Raw genomic sequence first — 15,162 nt, 5'->3', positions numbered from 1 at the left:
AGAGCATCGTCATATGGACGACAAGAACCTCACCCCCGACCAGACCCCCGACCACGACGCGAACCAGCCGACGGTCCCCGTCACCCCGACGACGGATGCCGCAGCGCAGGCTCCGGCCGCGGAACAGCCCACAGCCGCCGCCCCCGCGCCCGCACCTGCGACGACCGAGGCGAAGCCCCGTCGCAAGCGCGCCCTCCTGATCGGTGGCGGCATCGCCGCCGCGGTGGTGCTCGTGGGTGGCGGAGTGGCGGTCGGCGCCGCGATCGCGGACGACCTCGGCGATGACGACGACCGCCCCTCCGTCTCGGACGGCCCGCGGCACGACGCCGACGACCGCCACGACAAGGACGACAACCGCGACGACCAGCGCGATGACGACGCGGGCGCTCCCCCGGCCGGCCAGGGCCCTGCGACCGGAATCGGCACGGACTCGGCCGACGAGCTCATCGAGATCGCCGAGGCCGCACGCGCTGCCGCCGACGGCGAGGTCACCTCGATCGACGCCAAGCGCGACGGCGCGTGGGAGGTGCAGCTCACGACCGCAGCGGGCGAGGAGTCCGAGGTGCGGGTCGACGACAAGCTCTCGGCCACCGTCATCTCGACCGAACCCGCCGAGGCCGATGACACAGCACCCGCGCTCACGCTCGACGACGACACGATCCGCTCGCTCGTCTCCGCGGCACTCGCCGAGGCCGACGGCATGATCACCGACCTCGACGTCGACAGCGACGACGTGAGCCCGTTCGACGCGTCGGTGCTGACCTCCGATAACCGTTCGATCGACATCGACTTCACGGCGGACTTCGCCGTCGTCGGCACCGACACCGACGACTGAGTCGCTGCCCTCTCACCACAGGCCTTTCACAACCGGGCCGTATCTGCGTGAAGGCCGGTCTGTTCAACTGGAGGAGCTGCTGCTTCGGGAGGGGTCCCGGGGTGGCAGCTCCTCAGCCGCCTCTCCTTCATCGGGCGGCCGGTGGGTGGGGTCCCCTCACCTCACCCACCATTCCCCTCCATCCGCACATGCCGGGCATACCTTGCGCCGAGCGGAGCACGGCCGACCCTGACGCGCACCCGCAGGTCGCTGCCGGCAGGGAACGATTCGCGGACCTCTTCACGATGAGCGGATGCTTTCGCTGAAAGCATCCGCTGATCGTGAACGGGTCCGCAGATCGTGCACGCACAGGTCCGCAGATCGTGCACGCACGGGTCCGCCGAAGCGAAGCCAGACCTAGGCCGCGCGGTCGACCCGCCCCTCCCTGCGCACGATGAGGATCGCGACGATCACTCCGGCCAGCCCGATGGGGAGGTCCCAGGCGCCCGGCAGTCCGGAGTTCGCGGCGAAAGTGGAGAAGTCCCAGAGCGCGTGCAGGAGCATCGCGGCGATCAGGGTTCCGCTCACGCGACGCAGCAGATAGAAGACGCTCCCCGCGCAGAAGGTGAGCACCACCTGGAACAGGCCCAGCAGCCCGGTGCCGAACAGCGTGTTGGGCAGGTGCAGCAGGCCGAACAGGAGGCAGCTGAAGAACCAGACGCCCAGTTCGCCGAAGCGACTGCGCAACGCCACGATCAGCTGCCCGCGGGTCGCCATCTCCTCGTTGAATCCGACGAGCAGGCTGCCGGTCACGAGCAGCATCCACATCGTGGGGGTGACGCGGCTGGAGTCGCCGATGATCAGGTTGAGGATCGCGATCACCGCGAGCGCGCCGGGGAGGATCCACACCCACGGGGGGACGCGTCGGCGCTTCTCGAACAGCGCGGGTCGCCACCATCCGTAGATCGAGACGACGATCACCAGCACCACGGTGCCCGCAGCCAGCGGGGCGACGTACCACTTCCACAGGGTGTCGGCACTGTCGCCGATGCGCGGGTAGTCGATGCCGTTGAAGATCCAGACGCCGTAGAAGACCGCCAGGTACAGCAGGAGCGCGAGGACTCCGCGCCAGACCCTCGGCGCGACCCGGACGGATGCCGCGGCGGCGGGGCCCGTCATCGCAGGGCCTCGGTGTGCCGGTTGCGACGCTCGCTGACGATGAAAACGATCAGCAGGATGAACCCGGTGATGATCACGAGGTAGGTGCTCAGCGACGCGAGAAGGCCGAGCGGGTTGCCGCTTGCGGGGTGCGAACTGTAGAGGAAGATCGACGGATCGGTGCTCGCGTGCACGAGCATCGGCGCGATGATCGTGCGGGTCGCGCGCAGGATCAGGTACATGCAGATGCCGAAGGCGAACGTGTAGACGACCTGTTCAAGGGTGACGACGAGCCCCTGGTCGGAGGTGAAGAGGTTGGCCAGGTGGAGGGCGGCGAAGACACCGGCGGATGCGAGGGCCACGGCGATCTCGCCGTGTCCGCCCTTGCGCATCAGGTTCACCACGAAACCGCGAGTGACCAGCTCCTCGACCAGACCGATGAACAGACCGGTGAGCAGCCAGGTGCCGACCAGCGGCATCCCCGCCTTGCCGTAGTCGATCGACAGCAGGGCCGCGACGTTGATGAGCAGCACGACGATGAGGGCGATCCACATCCACCGGTGCCCGCCGAGCTTCTGCCGCGAGAACAGCTCGTTCAGCCAGCCGACGGATGCCGCGAACGCGAGCAGCAGCACGCTGGTGATGATGATCGGCAGTCCGGTGGCGAAGAAGACATCTCCCGCGCTGCCCTTCGCGCCGCGCAGCGCACTCCCCTCGGGGATGACCTGGCCGAGCAGGAAGCCGATCAGCTCGTAGACGCCGAGGTAGAGGGCGGCGAGCAGCAACGCCCGCCAGAGGCCTCCCCGCTCCCAGAAACGCTTCCACGCAGACGACTGCTCGACCATGATGCCCCCTCAGAACGTCACCGGTCGTCGATCACTCCCCCTTCAGGAGTGCCCCCCGGCGTACTCGAGACGATGATGGCAGAACAACGGCCAACACAGTAGGGCAGATGTGTGGAAGCGCGCGGGCGTCAGGATTCCTCGACGAGCCGCACGGGAACCTGCAGCTCGGTGATCCAGTCGTCTCCCGGCTCGTGACCGGGAGCGTGCACGTAGACCTCGCGAGAGGGACCGGTCAGCTCGTAACCGTCGGCAACGACACCGGTCATCAGTCCTGCCCAGGACTCGCCGATCCCCGACATGTCACCGTGGTGCCGAAGTCGGGCCATCGTCTCCACCGCGGGAAGACGGACGACCTCGTACCCGCGACCCGGGACGGGATCCGATTCGGCCGTGTAGGAGATGTGGACCTCCACATCATCGGCGCCCTCGACCGGGACGTACCAGAAGATGCCCGGCTCGATCAGGGGACGACCAGCCCCTCCCAGTGCATCGTCGAGGAGAGGGATGAGTTCGGAGATCGTCGCGCCGATGGCCTCCGGACCGCCGCCTTCCGCGAGTCCGCGGGTCGCGTAGACCGCGAGCTCCTCGAGGGCGGTGTAGTCGATGAAATGACTCATGGGGTGCTCTCCTCCTCGGGTCAGTCGTATGCCGATGCGTTCCAGCCTCGCCCTGTCGCCGCGGACCGTCTCGGCCAGCTCCGCCTGCCGTGCGGCGAGCACGGCGCGGAGCACGACGTCTCGGTCGGGTGCGGCGAGCACACGATCGATCTCAGGGAGCCCGACGCCGAGTTCCCGGAGTTCGGCGATCAGATAGAGGTCGGGGAGTTGCCACACCCCGTAGCTCCGATAGCCGGATCCGTCGTCTATCTGCGCGGGCTTCAGCAGATCGATGGCGTCGTAGTGGCGGAGCATGCGCGGGCTGACCCGGCCGAACGCGGCGAACTCTCCGATGCTGTACATGTCACCACTGTGCCGTGTGACACTGTGTCAAGGTCAAGCCTCGGCGGCTGTTCTCTTTCGGGGCACGCCCGTCCGTCAGTTCGCCGCGAGCCAGACGTACCCGAACGGTGCGAGCACGAGACCGTCGTGGCGCGCACCCGTCAGCAGGTCGGTGCCGCTGAGCGATGCCAGCTCGACCGCCTCGTCGCTGACGTTCACGGCCGCGACGACCTCGTGGGCCGATCCGGCCGCTCGCCGGACCACGAGCACGCGCTCGTCGAGGAACTCGACCTCCTGCGTGGCGAACGGCGAGAATGCGGCGACACCACGGCGCACGGCGAGCATCGCGCGCACGCCCTCGAGCATCCCGGATCGACGGCCCGGCTGCTGCAATTCTTCGTGCAGCCGGTCGGCGTCGAGCACCTCGCGGTTGATGCGCCGGGCGATGTCGCTGTCCTGCACGCCCTGATGATCCTGCTGCGACCCGAGCAGCGAGTGGTGATAGATCGCGGGCACGCCGACGAGTGACAGCAGGATGGCGTGGGCCGCGAGGCCGCGCTGCACGGCCGACGCATCCGGGTCCGGGTCGGCGGGATCGACGAGCGCCTCGAGGAAGTTGGTGTTGAGCTCGTAGACGCCCTCGCTGCCGTCGGGCCGCCTGGCCATCGACACGCGTCCGCCGCGGGCGAGCGTCCGTTCGACGAGCAGCGCGCGATCGGCATCCGTCAGCAGCCCCTCGGTCGGACGCAGGCCGATGCCGTCGTGACTCGCGAGGAAGTTGAACCAGGTGGCGGTGTCGCTGACCGGCCCGACCTGGCTCGCCCATTCGGCGAGAGCACTCGCGCGACCCGTCACGAACGCATGCAGCACGAGCGGCGGCAGCGCGAACTGGTAGACCATGTGCGCTTCGTCGCTGCCGTCGCCGAAGTACGTGATGTTGTCGGCGTGCGGCACATTCGTCTCGGTGAGCAGCAGGGTGCCGGGGGCCAGGTCGTCGACCAGGATCCGCCAGATGCGGATGATGTCGTGCGTCTGCGGTAGATGGATGCAGGTGGTGCCCGACTGCTTCCACAGGTAGCCGATCGCGTCGAGACGCACGGTCGTGGCGCCGTGCGCGAGGTAGCCGAGCAGGATGTCGGTGAGGTCGAGGAGTACGGCCGGGGTGCTCGGGTCGACGTCGATCTGGTCGGGTCCGAAGGTCGTCCAGGCGCGCGCGGTGGTGCCATCGGGCCGCGTGTACTCGTGCACCAGCGGTGTCACTCGCGGACGCACCACGTGCGAGACGTCGAAGTCGGGAGCGGGGTCGAGGAAGTACCCGGCGTAGCGCTCGTCGCGCGCGAGCCAGGCCTGGAACCACGGGGACGAGCTCGAGATGTGGTTGGCGACGAAGTCGAGCGCGAGGGCGTACTCGTCGCGGAGGTCGGTGATGTCGTCCCAGGTGCCGAGCGCCGGGTTCACCTGGCGGTGGTCGACGACGCCGAAGCCGTCATCCGAGGTCCACGGATAGATGGGCAGCAGATGCACGTCGCTGATCACGTCGCCGATGTGGTCGCGCAGCACCCCGGCCAGCGTGTGCAGCGGGGTCTCGCCCGGGCGGCGGAACGAGTCGCCGTAGGTGATGAGGTACGCGGTGCTCTCGTCCGGCCCGGTCGCGCCCGACCCGTGGTGCACGGCGGTCAGCCGCGGTCGCCACGTCTCGGCGAGGTCGAGGAGCGCGGCGAGCACCTCGGCCGCGGCATCCGGATAGAGCGTCTCGACGAGGGGGGCGAGGCGGTCCTGCAGACCGGTCGGCGGGGTCATGCGGGTGTCTCCTTCAGAAGTGCGCGGACGAGGTCCATCCCTCGGGCGTCGAGTCCGCCGATGCGATCCGAGAAACCGCGGATGCCGGGGGCGGCGATCACGACGTCGGCCCACTCCTCCCGCAGCGCGAACTCGGGGCGGGCGACCAGGCAGTCGGGGTCGTTGGTCCAGAGGCGGCCGTGCTGCCACTCGCGCGCCTCGACCGACATCTGTCCACGCAGGCCCTGCGATCCGTCCTCCCCGCCCTCGTGGAACGTGTCGCCGGCGACGCGCATCGCGTCGACGAGTCCGACGCTGGGCAGGATCGGGGCGCCACAGCCGAGCAGGAACGCGTCGTCGCCGAGCACCTCGCGGATGAGTTCGAGGCCCGAGCGGTAGGCCGAGATCGGGGTGGCATCCGCGTCGTGGCGGGGGCCCGGCAGTGCGCCGGAGTAGAGGAAGTCGAGCTTGACGTAGTCGATACCCAGGTCGCGGATGTCGCTGAACACGCGGGTGAGATAGTCGCGCACACCGGGGTGGGTGAGGTCGAGCCCGCGCAGGTCGTCGCCCCAGTTGCGTCCGGCGTCGCCGAGCACCCAGTCCGGATGCTCGCGGGCCACCGTGGAATTCGCGCCGACCGAGAAGGGCGCCGCCCAGATTCCCGCGCGGCGACCGCTGTCGAGGATCGCGCTCACCGCGTCGGGCAGCGAACCGAAGCGCGGGTTCGGCGCGGTCCACTCGCCGGTGCCGAGGCTCCAGCCGTCGTCGATCTGGACGACGTCGACCTCGAGCCCCGATTGGTCGATCGCTCGCACGTTCTCGATGACATCGGACGCGTGCACCTCTTCGAAGTACTGATACCACGTGCACCACACGCGCGGCCTGGCCCATCCGAGACGGGCACCGGATGCTGCGCCGAAGCGGGCTCCGAACGATTCCAGTGCGGCAGTTCCGGTCGCTGAGCGAGCGGAGCGACCCTTCGTCAAGCTCAGGGACCGGGGATCGGCGTGGCCCTTCGACAGGCTCAGGGACCCAGGGTTCTCGTGGCCCTTCGAAAGGCTCAGGGACCGGGGGTCGGCATCCGTCTCCACCACCACCGTATCGCCGCGCCAGGTCGCACGGATCGTGGGCACCTCGTGGCTCGCGTCGAGCGTGCCGAACACCCGGGCGTCGCCGCCGTCACCGGGGTCGACGACCAGCAGCCCCTCGCCCTGCAGTGCGTCCTCCGCGACGGGCGTGCCCGGCCGGAAGCGCATCGCGTGCTGCCACGGCTCGGTTGGCCGGTGGATGGCGTCGCCCCGCGCCGACCAGGTCGTCGGGCTCCAGCTCTGCCACCCCTCGGCGTACACCCGGGCGTCCGGCCCGACGGGGATCTCATCGAGGACGGTCACGCTGCTCCACTCTGCTGATGCGATGACAGGGTTTCCTTGGCTGTCGTCAGTGCGAGGTCGACCGGGTGCACCGGCATCCCGCCGCGCTCCGCCGATTCGACGGCGGCCATGGTCGTCCGCACGGTCGCGAAGACGTGCGCGGCCGCGTTCTCCGGCTCGCGCTGCTCGCTGATCGCCGATTGCAGCTCGCCCATCGTGCCGGCGAAGCCGTCGGTGAACCACTGGCCCTCCAGCGCGAAGTCAGTGGTCTCGCCGTCGCGATCGAGCGTGAGGCGGTCGGATCCGAGCAGTACGCTGCCGCGCAGCGTGCCCTCCGTTCCGTGGATCCAGAACGGGCAGCCGCCCGCTGACGCCACCGCGCTGCCGACGATGCGGATCGACGCGCTCGCGCCGGTCGACACGTCGATGCGCAGGTCGGCGCCCCAGGGATTGCGGGCCTCGTCGGACTGGCCGGGAACCCGATGATCGGATGCCGCGACGGCCACGACCGTCGAGCCCTCGAGCCAGCACCGGGTGATGTCGATCCAGTGCACGAGGTAGTCGTTCAGCAGCATGTGCGGCACGTCGTCGAACGGAGTGCCGACCAGCGGAGGCAGCGGCTTGTCATGCAGGTGTGTGACGCCGACGACGTCGCCGATGCGCCCCTCGCGGATCAGCAGGGTCGCGAGCCGCCAGGCCGGAGCCCACCGCGCGTTCTGGTTGACCGCGACGCGGAGCCCCTTCGCGCGAGCCTCCTCGAGCACCTCGGCCAGCCGCGGCAGCTCGGCCGCATCGCGCTGACCAGCGGCTTCTGCGCGAGCACGTGCTTGCCCGCGGCGACCGCGGCGGCGATCAGTTCGACACGACCGGCGGGCCCGGTGGCCAGGTCGACCACCTCGACGCGCGGGTCGGCGAGCAGGGACTCAAGGGACTCGTGCACGGTCGCGATGCCGAAGTCCGCGGCGAGCGCCTGCGCATCCGCAACCGTGCGTGATGTGACGGCGACGACCGGCACGTCCCATTCCCGGTAGGCGGGCAGGTGCGCCGAGCGCGCGATGGCGCCCGCTCCGACGATCCCGACACCGAGACGATGCTCCGGGAAGGTCGGCCGATAGGCGGGGACGTCCCCGTCCGGAATCACCGAGTTCACTGCACCCGCTCCGGCGCCGCGTCGAAGCGCAGCACGGCCTGCAGGATCTCGGGGTCACCGGCGTCCAGCCGCTCGAAGACTCCGGCCACGTCGGTCGCGGACACGATGTCAGACACCAGTGCTCCGGCATCCACCTCCCCCGCGAAGATGAGACCCATCACGGTGCGCACCAGGCGGGCCTGGTTCCAGCGGCCGCCGAGCGAGACGGGCACGCCCGAGATCTGGCTGGCGACGATCCGCACGCGGTTGTGGTGGAATTCCTCGCCGAGACGCAGGTTCGATGCTCCGCCCTGATAGAAGCCGGATGCCGCGACGAGCCCTTCGGTCACGACGCAACGGATGGCTTCGTGCAGCGCCCGGTCGGTGCCCGACAGCTCGATCGCGCTGTCGGCCCCGCCGCCGGTGAGCTCGCGGATCATCTCTCCCGCGCCCCCCGGGCGCAGAGCATCCACCGCGTGGACCGCGCCGAAGGCCGTCGCCATCGCGAGCCGCGTCGCGAGGGTGTCGACCGCGAGCACCCGGCCGCCCGACAGCGTCGCGAGGCGCGTGGCCAGCAGGCCGATCACGCCCTGCCCGAAGACCGCGACCTGCTCGCCGAGGCGCACATCGGCCGCGAGCACCCCGTTCAGCGCGATGGCGCCGACGCGGGCGAAGGTGCCGAGCACGGGATCGACGCCGTCCGGAACGATACGTCCCGCGACTGCGGCCGCCGACACGACGGCATCGCTGCGGTGACCCCAGATGCCGTGCACGACATCGCCGACCTGCACATCGGTCACGTCATCGGCGACCTCCGTGACCTGGCCGACCTCGGAGTAGCCCCAGCCGCTGACCGGGTAGCCGAAGCTCGGCTCCCCCGGCACGAACAGCCGCCGCTCGGCATCCCACGTCGAGGTCAGGTACGGGTTGGTGCCGCGGAAGGCGGTCAACTCGGTGCCGGCGGAGATGCCGGAGTACCAGGTGGAGATGCGGACGCTGCCGGGTGTCAGAGGCTGCGCCTCGATCTCGACGAGCTCCACCTCGCGGACGGCGGAGAACTGCACGACGTGGGGCACGAGCGTGTGCCTTCCTTTCGGGGTCGGTGGGGGGTCAGCCCTTCTCGGCACCGGCGGTGAGGCCCCCGACGAGGAGCCGCTCCGATGCGAAGAAGAGCAGGATGATGGGCAGGGTCAGGATGACGGAGCCGGCCATGAGCACGGTCGTCGGCACCTCGATGCTGCCGGAGAGCTGCGAGAGCCCGAGCGACACCGTCCACGAGTCCCGCTTCTCGATGAGGAACAGCAGCGCGAACAGGAACTCGTTCCACGCGATCATGAAGATGAACAGGCCGTTCGACACGATCGCCGGCATCGCGAGCGGGATGCTGACCTTGCGCATGATCTGGAACCGGCTGGCGCCGTCGAGCGCCGCCGCCTCCTCCAGCGACACCGGGATCGTCGCGAAGTAGTTGCGGAGCGTGTAGATCGACACCGCGGCCACCTGGGAGACGTAGACCAGGAGCAGGCCGACGAGCGAGCCGCGGAGCCCGATCTGCGTGAAGAACACGAAGAGCGGCACGGCCAGCAGGATCGCCGGGAAGAAGTACACCGCGAGGAAGAGCGCCGAGACCTGACGACGACCGAAGAACGCCAGGCGGCTGACGGCATAGGAGCCCGGGATCGACACCGCCAGCGTCAACACGACCGTCGCGAGCGCGACGAGCAGCGAGTTGCGCATGAAGACGATGAAGCCCTGGCCGCCGGCATCCACCGGGGCGAGCACCTTCAGGTACGTCGAGAAATCCAGCTCCTGGATCGTGATCCAGAGCGCGCCGGGGTTCTGCACGAGCGAGTCGAGCGAGCGGAAGCTCAGCAGGACCATGTAGTAGAACGGCACGACGGCGACGAGCAGCAGCAGCACGATCACGATGGGCCGGAGAATGCGGAACAGGCCGTTCTCGAAGCTGTCGCGCGTCATTCCGCGCCGCGGCGCACGGGTCGTCGACCGCACGGTCGTGGTCTGCGCGCTCATGCCTGCTCCTCCTGCTTGCCGAAGAACTTCAGGTAGATGCCGACGAGCACGGCGAGGATCGCGGCGAGCACGAGGGCCTGGGCCGCCGCGGCGCCGATGTCGCCGCGCGCCGTGAGCAGATCGAACACGCGGACCGAGACGACCTCGGTGCCGGCGCCGCCGCCCGTGAGCAGGTAGATGTCGTCGAAGTTGTTGAACGTCCAGATGAAGCGCAGCACGCACAGCACGGCGATGGTCGGGAGCAGCTGCGGCAGCAGGATGTGCCGGAACCGCTGGGTCGGGGTCGCGCCGTCGACACGGGCGGCCTCGTCGAGCACGCCGGGCACGGCCTCGAGGCGGGCGGTGAGGAACAGGAAGGCGAAGGGGAACGATCGCCACCCCTCGAACAGGATGACGGTGATCAGGGCGATCGGCAGGTCCACCTCCCACCCGAAGATGTTCACCGGCAGGGCGCGGTCGGAGAGGAACGCGACCGGGTCCTCCCAGCCGAGCACGTTCTGGCCGAACCAGTTGACGATGCCGAACTGCGGGTTGAGCATGGTCGACCACACGAAGGTGGCGGCCACGACCGGGGCGACGTACGGCAGGAGGAGAGAGGCGCGGACGAGCCCGCGGCCGCGGAACGGCTTGCGGAGCGCGAGCGCAGCGATCAGGCCGACGCCGATCGCGAGCGCGGTGCCGCAGACCGAGTAGACGATCGTGGTCCACAGCGCGCTGAAGAAGCCGGGCGAGGTCAGCACGTCGACGAAGTTGTCGAGCGTGTACTCGCCGATGATGCCGGTGCCGCGGATGTTGATCAGCCGCACATCCTGGAACGCGAGCGAGATCGCCCAGATGATCGGCAGCACCACCGCAACGAGGATGATGATGAACGTCGGCGAGATGAGGAACAGACCCGCGCGGTTCTCCTCGCGGTTGTGCCGCGAGCGCCGCCGCGGCTTAGCGGGGCGCGACGCCTTCGGCGGGGTGGTGCCGGGACCGGGGCTCGCCGCCCCGGTCCCGGATCCGTTCTCGAGGGTGGTCACTTGAGTGACTCGCCGATCGAGCGCACCGCCTCGGCGGCCGTGGCTGCAGCATCCGCCGGGTCGCCGCCCTGGGCGACGTCGCTGACCGCGGTGGAGACGGGGAGCTCGCCCTGGAGTGCACCGAGCAGGCTGCCCTGCCCCTGCGTGATGCCCCAGCGGGCGAGGTCCTCCGGACCGGATGCCACGGCGTCGAGCACCTCGGGGGTGTAGAAGTCCGACAGCGGCGCCTTGGTGTCGACGCCGGCCGGGAGGGTCGCCCACAGGTCGGAGAACTTCGTCGGCTCCTCGGCGGTGCCGGTGCGCACCGGCACCTTGCCCTCGGGGGCGATCGCGATCCACGGCTCGTAGCCGTCGCTCATCATGTACTCGATGAACGACTGGGCGGACTCGGCGTTCGAGCCCTCGGTGATCGTCCAGGAGGTGATCTCGCCGAACTGTGCCGGAGCATCGCCGTCGGGGCCGGCGATCGAGGTCACGACGCCGGTGTTCTGCGCCAGGAACGCGGGGTCGGCGACGCACTCGGGGCAGGAGGGCTTGGCGTCCTCACGGAGCCCGGCCATCTCGTCGAGCACGAAGCTCGACCAGATGAACATGGCCGCGCCGCCGGCGAAGTAGGTCGCGCGGGTGGTGTCGACGTCCTGCGCACCCGGCACCGAGTAGTTCTCGGTCAGGTCGCCGTAGAACTCGAACGCGCTGACGCAGGCGTCGGAGTCGAGCTCCACATCGCCGTCCTTGTTCACGAGCTCGCAGCCGTTGCCGAGGGCGATCTGCTCGAACGTCTGCTCGGTGAACGCGTCGCCCGGAGCAGTGGCGCCGACGAATCCGGCGACGTCGTCCGAGTCGAGTTCCTTTGCGGCTTCGAGAATGGACTCGTAGGAGTCGGGGGCGTCGAGACCGGCGGCCTCGAAGAGGTCGGTGCGGTAGAAGAGCATCTGCGTCCACGACTCGCTCGGCACGGCGAGCGCGGTGTCGCCGTCGGAGGTCAGCGTGAGGGCGTTCTCCGAGAACGTCGAGGGATCGAGGGCGTCGATCGTCGCGGCCACGGCATCCGTGTCGACGAATTCGTTGGCTGAGAGGCTCCGCACCTGCGGGAGCGAGATGCCGCCGATCACGTCGGGCAGATCGCCCGCCGCCGCCGAGGAGGTGAGGAGCTGGGCGAACTGGTCCTCGGCGACCGAGACCAGCTCGACGTCGATCCCGGTCTCCTCGGTGAACGCGTCGACGATCTCCTGGGTCGCGGCGACGCGATCGGGCAGATCCTCCTGCAGCCAGAAGGTGATGCCTTCGCCGCCGCCGTCACCGCCCCCGTCGTCTCCGGAGCTCGTGCATCCGGTGAGGACGAGCGCCGTGGCGCCCACCATGGCCAACGCTGCCGCTGCTGCTTTCGCACGGGTCTTCACTATGCGCCTCCTTGCGCTCGAGGTCGTTCAGGTCTTCGGGATTTGGGGGGTCGGTCGAGAGCTCGACCTCATTAAGACTAAAAGCTATGCATAACTCGCCTAGCTGTCAAGCATTATGCTGAGACCGACCCCGATGGAGGTGGAGATGTCCGGCCCCGGCGATGTGCTCGAACTGATCCGCGATCGTCGTGCCCTCACGCGCGGCGACGTGCTCGAGGTCACCGGACTCTCGCGGATGACCGTCGCCACCCGCATCGACGCCCTGCTCGAGGCCGGGCTCATCATCGAATCCGGCACGGAGCGCGTGGCCGCCGGCCGGCCGTCACGCCGCCTGGAGTTCAACACGGCCCACGCGCACGTGATCGCCGCGAGCGTCGACACCACGCACACCACGGTCGCCCTCACCGATCTCGCCGGGCGCGTGGTCGCCGAGGACCGCGTCGACGTCGCCGTCGCCGACGGACCGGATGCCACGCTCAACGCGATCGCCGAGCACGCGGCACGGCTGCTCGACAGCGCCGGCATCGCCCGCGAGAACGTCGCCGCGATCGCGCTCAGCATCCCCGGCCCGGTCGACCCGGACACCGACCGACCGAGCCAGCCGCCGATCATGCCGGGGTGGGACGCCTACCCGATCCCCGACCACCTGAACAGCGCGCTCGGGGTGCGGGTGCTCGTCTCCAACGACGCGGATGCCGCCGCCCTCGGCGAGCAGCGCGCCGCGCATCCGGGCTCCCGCTCGCTCTGCTTCCTCAAGGTGTCGTCCGGCATCGGCACCGGGATCGTGCTCGGCGGACGCGTCTACCGCGGCGCCGACGGAGGCGCCGGCGACATCGGCCACATCAAGATCGCGGGTCACGGCGACCTGCTCTGCCAGTGCGGAGCGCGCGGATGCCTCGCCGCCGCAGCATCCGGTCGTGCCGTCGCACGGGCCCTGACGGAACTCGGCAAGCCCGCCGCATCGGCATCCGATGTCGGCGCCTACCTCGCCGAGGGCGACCCGGATGCCGCGAACCTCACGCAGGAGGCCGGTCGCATGATCGGCGAGGTCGTGGCCACGGTGGTCTCGCTGCTCAACCCGTCCGAGGTCGTGCTCGGCGGCATGCTGGCCTCACCGCCGCTGCTCGCCGGAGTGCGCGAGACCCTGTATCCGCGTTCACTCCCCCGGGCCACCCGCCACCTGAGCATCAGCCAGTCGACGCTGGGCGAGAAGGCGACCGTCGTCGGCCTCGCCGCGATGGTGGTCGAGCGGGAGTACTCGGCTGCGGCGGTGAACGCGAGCCTCAGCAGGTCCTGACGCGACGAAGCGGATGCCTCGGAATCGACCGGGCATCCGCTTCGTGCGCCCTACCGTGCGGTGGTAGACCGCCGCAGAGTCTCCGGCAGCATGATGACGATCACCACGAACATGACCGCGGACACGGCGATCAGGTAGAAGCTCGGCGCGATGGCCGTGCCGGTCGCGGTGACGAGTGCCGCCGCCACGAACGGGCTGGTGCCGCCGACGAGCGCGGTGCCCAGGTTGTTGCCCAACGCCACCCCGGTCATCCGGATCTCCGCGGGGAAGAGCTCGGTCTGGGTGACCGTCACCGACACGCTGAGGCTCGCCGCGAGTACGGCGAAGATCGCCAGCCCGAAGAATGCGAGAAGCAGGTTGTGCGAACTCAGCAGGAGGAAGATCGGCACCGCGAGAACCGCCAGGCCGATGACCGCACCCAGGATGATCCACCGTCGGCCGAACCGGTCGCTGAACAGTCCGACCACGAGGCACATCGGCGCATAGACGAGCTGTGCGGAGAGGGCGATGAATGTCGCCTGCGTGGCATCCAGCTCGACTGTCGCCACCAGATAGTTGATGAAGTAGGTGTTGAAGTAGTAGAACGTGATGCCGGTCATCGAGGCGAGAGCGATCGCGAGGATGATCGCGCGCGGATTCTCGCGGAACAGCGTGCGGATCGGCGACTTCGCGACCTTCTCGGCCCTGACGAGCTCCTTGAAAGCCGCGGTCTCCTCGGTGCGGCGCCGCAGGTAGAGACCGATGAGCGCCAGAGGAAGCGCCATCAGGAACGGCACTCGCCATCCCCATGCCTCGAACTGCTCGGCGGGCAATGTGGAGCGCAGGGTCAGCACGACGAGGCTCGCGAGGATCGTGCCCACGGATGACGACATCGAGAGCCAACTCGACCAGAAGCCACGTCTCTTGGCGGGGGCGTTCTCGACGATGAAGGTGGCGGCACCGGCGAACTCGCCGCCGACGGAGAAGCCCTGGATGCAGCGGGCGAGCACGAGCAGGATCGGCGCGAGGATGCCGACCGTCGCGTACGTGGGCAGGAGACCGATCATCGCAGTCGAGATGCCCATCACGAGGATGCTCAGCGAGAGGGCTATCCGGCGTCCGCGACGGTCACCCAGCGATCCGAAGAAGGCCGCTCCGATAGGACGGAAGAGGAAGGCGACCCCGAACGTCGCCAGCGAGGCGAGAAGCGACAGCGCCGGGGTCTCATTGGGGAAGAACAGCGATCCGATGACGACCGCGACGAGGCCGTACGCGACGAAATCGAAGTACTCCATGACATTGCCCAGCAGCGCCGCCGTCACGGCGGTGACCTTGGGCCGTGATCCGGTGGGCGGTGCGGTGTCTGCTTCTGAGGGCGGTGTTCCGGTGGTGCTCAT

Annotated in this window: 14 protein-coding genes; 2 read left to right on the top strand and 12 right to left on the bottom strand. The window is 69.3% G+C overall.

What is annotated here, in order from left to right; all coding sequences use genetic code 11:
• Positions 1-13: 13 nt before the first annotated feature.
• Positions 14-835, top strand: coding sequence for a hypothetical protein (locus tag QFZ21_RS13370; protein WP_307378618.1), 822 nt, complete (start codon positions 14-16; stop codon positions 833-835).
• A gap of 396 nt (positions 836-1,231) precedes the next feature.
• Here QFZ21_RS13370 and QFZ21_RS13365 read toward each other — a convergent pair whose 3' ends face one another.
• The 11 genes from QFZ21_RS13365 to QFZ21_RS13315 all read right to left on the bottom strand — a co-directional run bounded on the left by QFZ21_RS13365 (position 1,232) and on the right by QFZ21_RS13315 (position 12,489).
• On the bottom strand, positions 1,232-1,993 hold the full coding sequence (locus QFZ21_RS13365; protein ID WP_307378616.1) for a CPBP family intramembrane glutamic endopeptidase: 762 nt from the start codon (positions 1,991-1,993) through the stop codon (positions 1,232-1,234).
• Positions 1,990-2,817 (bottom strand): CPBP family intramembrane glutamic endopeptidase, encoded by an 828-nt coding sequence (locus QFZ21_RS13360; RefSeq protein WP_307378615.1) that lies wholly within the window; start codon positions 2,815-2,817, stop codon positions 1,990-1,992. The genes QFZ21_RS13365 and QFZ21_RS13360 overlap by 4 nt, the downstream gene beginning before the upstream one ends.
• Before the next feature lie 128 nt (positions 2,818-2,945).
• Entirely contained in the window at positions 2,946-3,776 is an 831-nt protein-coding gene (locus QFZ21_RS13355; RefSeq protein ID WP_307378614.1) for a MerR family transcriptional regulator, read from the bottom strand.
• A 75-nt stretch (positions 3,777-3,851) separates the two neighbouring features.
• Entirely contained in the window at positions 3,852-5,555 is a 1,704-nt protein-coding gene (locus QFZ21_RS13350; protein WP_307378611.1) for a sugar phosphorylase, read from the bottom strand.
• Positions 5,552-6,925, bottom strand: a complete 1,374-nt coding sequence (locus QFZ21_RS13345; protein ID WP_307378606.1) for a glycoside hydrolase family 36 protein — start codon at positions 6,923-6,925, stop codon at positions 5,552-5,554. Before QFZ21_RS13345 ends, QFZ21_RS13350 begins: the two co-directional genes overlap by 4 nt.
• Complete coding sequence (locus QFZ21_RS13340) at positions 6,922-7,668, bottom strand: Gfo/Idh/MocA family protein (RefSeq protein ID WP_307378604.1); 747 nt, start codon at positions 7,666-7,668, stop codon at positions 6,922-6,924. The genes QFZ21_RS13345 and QFZ21_RS13340 overlap by 4 nt, the downstream gene beginning before the upstream one ends.
• Complete coding sequence (locus tag QFZ21_RS13335; RefSeq protein ID WP_307378603.1) at positions 7,578-8,054, bottom strand: Gfo/Idh/MocA family protein; 477 nt, start codon at positions 8,052-8,054, stop codon at positions 7,578-7,580. Before QFZ21_RS13335 ends, QFZ21_RS13340 begins: the two co-directional genes overlap by 91 nt.
• Positions 8,051-9,109: a zinc-binding alcohol dehydrogenase gene (locus QFZ21_RS13330; RefSeq protein WP_307378601.1), complete on the bottom strand. Its 1,059-nt coding sequence runs from the start codon at positions 9,107-9,109 to the stop codon at positions 8,051-8,053. Before QFZ21_RS13330 ends, QFZ21_RS13335 begins: the two co-directional genes overlap by 4 nt.
• A gap of 34 nt (positions 9,110-9,143) precedes the next feature.
• Entirely contained in the window at positions 9,144-10,064 is a 921-nt protein-coding gene (locus QFZ21_RS13325) for a carbohydrate ABC transporter permease (protein WP_307378600.1), read from the bottom strand.
• Positions 10,061-11,089: a carbohydrate ABC transporter permease gene (locus tag QFZ21_RS13320; RefSeq protein WP_307378597.1), complete on the bottom strand. Its 1,029-nt coding sequence runs from the start codon at positions 11,087-11,089 to the stop codon at positions 10,061-10,063. Before QFZ21_RS13320 ends, QFZ21_RS13325 begins: the two co-directional genes overlap by 4 nt.
• Entirely contained in the window at positions 11,086-12,489 is a 1,404-nt protein-coding gene (locus QFZ21_RS13315; RefSeq protein WP_307378595.1) for an ABC transporter substrate-binding protein, read from the bottom strand. Before QFZ21_RS13315 ends, QFZ21_RS13320 begins: the two co-directional genes overlap by 4 nt.
• 145 nt (positions 12,490-12,634) lie before the next feature.
• On the opposite strand from QFZ21_RS13315, the gene QFZ21_RS13310 reads away from it, so the two are divergent.
• Complete coding sequence (locus QFZ21_RS13310) at positions 12,635-13,786, top strand: ROK family transcriptional regulator (protein WP_307378593.1); 1,152 nt, start codon at positions 12,635-12,637, stop codon at positions 13,784-13,786.
• A gap of 50 nt (positions 13,787-13,836) precedes the next feature.
• On the opposite strand, the gene QFZ21_RS13305 is transcribed toward QFZ21_RS13310, so the two are convergent.
• Complete coding sequence (locus tag QFZ21_RS13305) at positions 13,837-15,162, bottom strand: MFS transporter (RefSeq protein WP_307378592.1); 1,326 nt, start codon at positions 15,160-15,162, stop codon at positions 13,837-13,839.

This window comes from Microbacterium sp. W4I20 (assembly GCF_030816505.1).
Taxonomy (GTDB): domain Bacteria; phylum Actinomycetota; class Actinomycetes; order Actinomycetales; family Microbacteriaceae; genus Microbacterium.
This window is presented reverse-complemented; position numbering and strand designations above follow the sequence as displayed.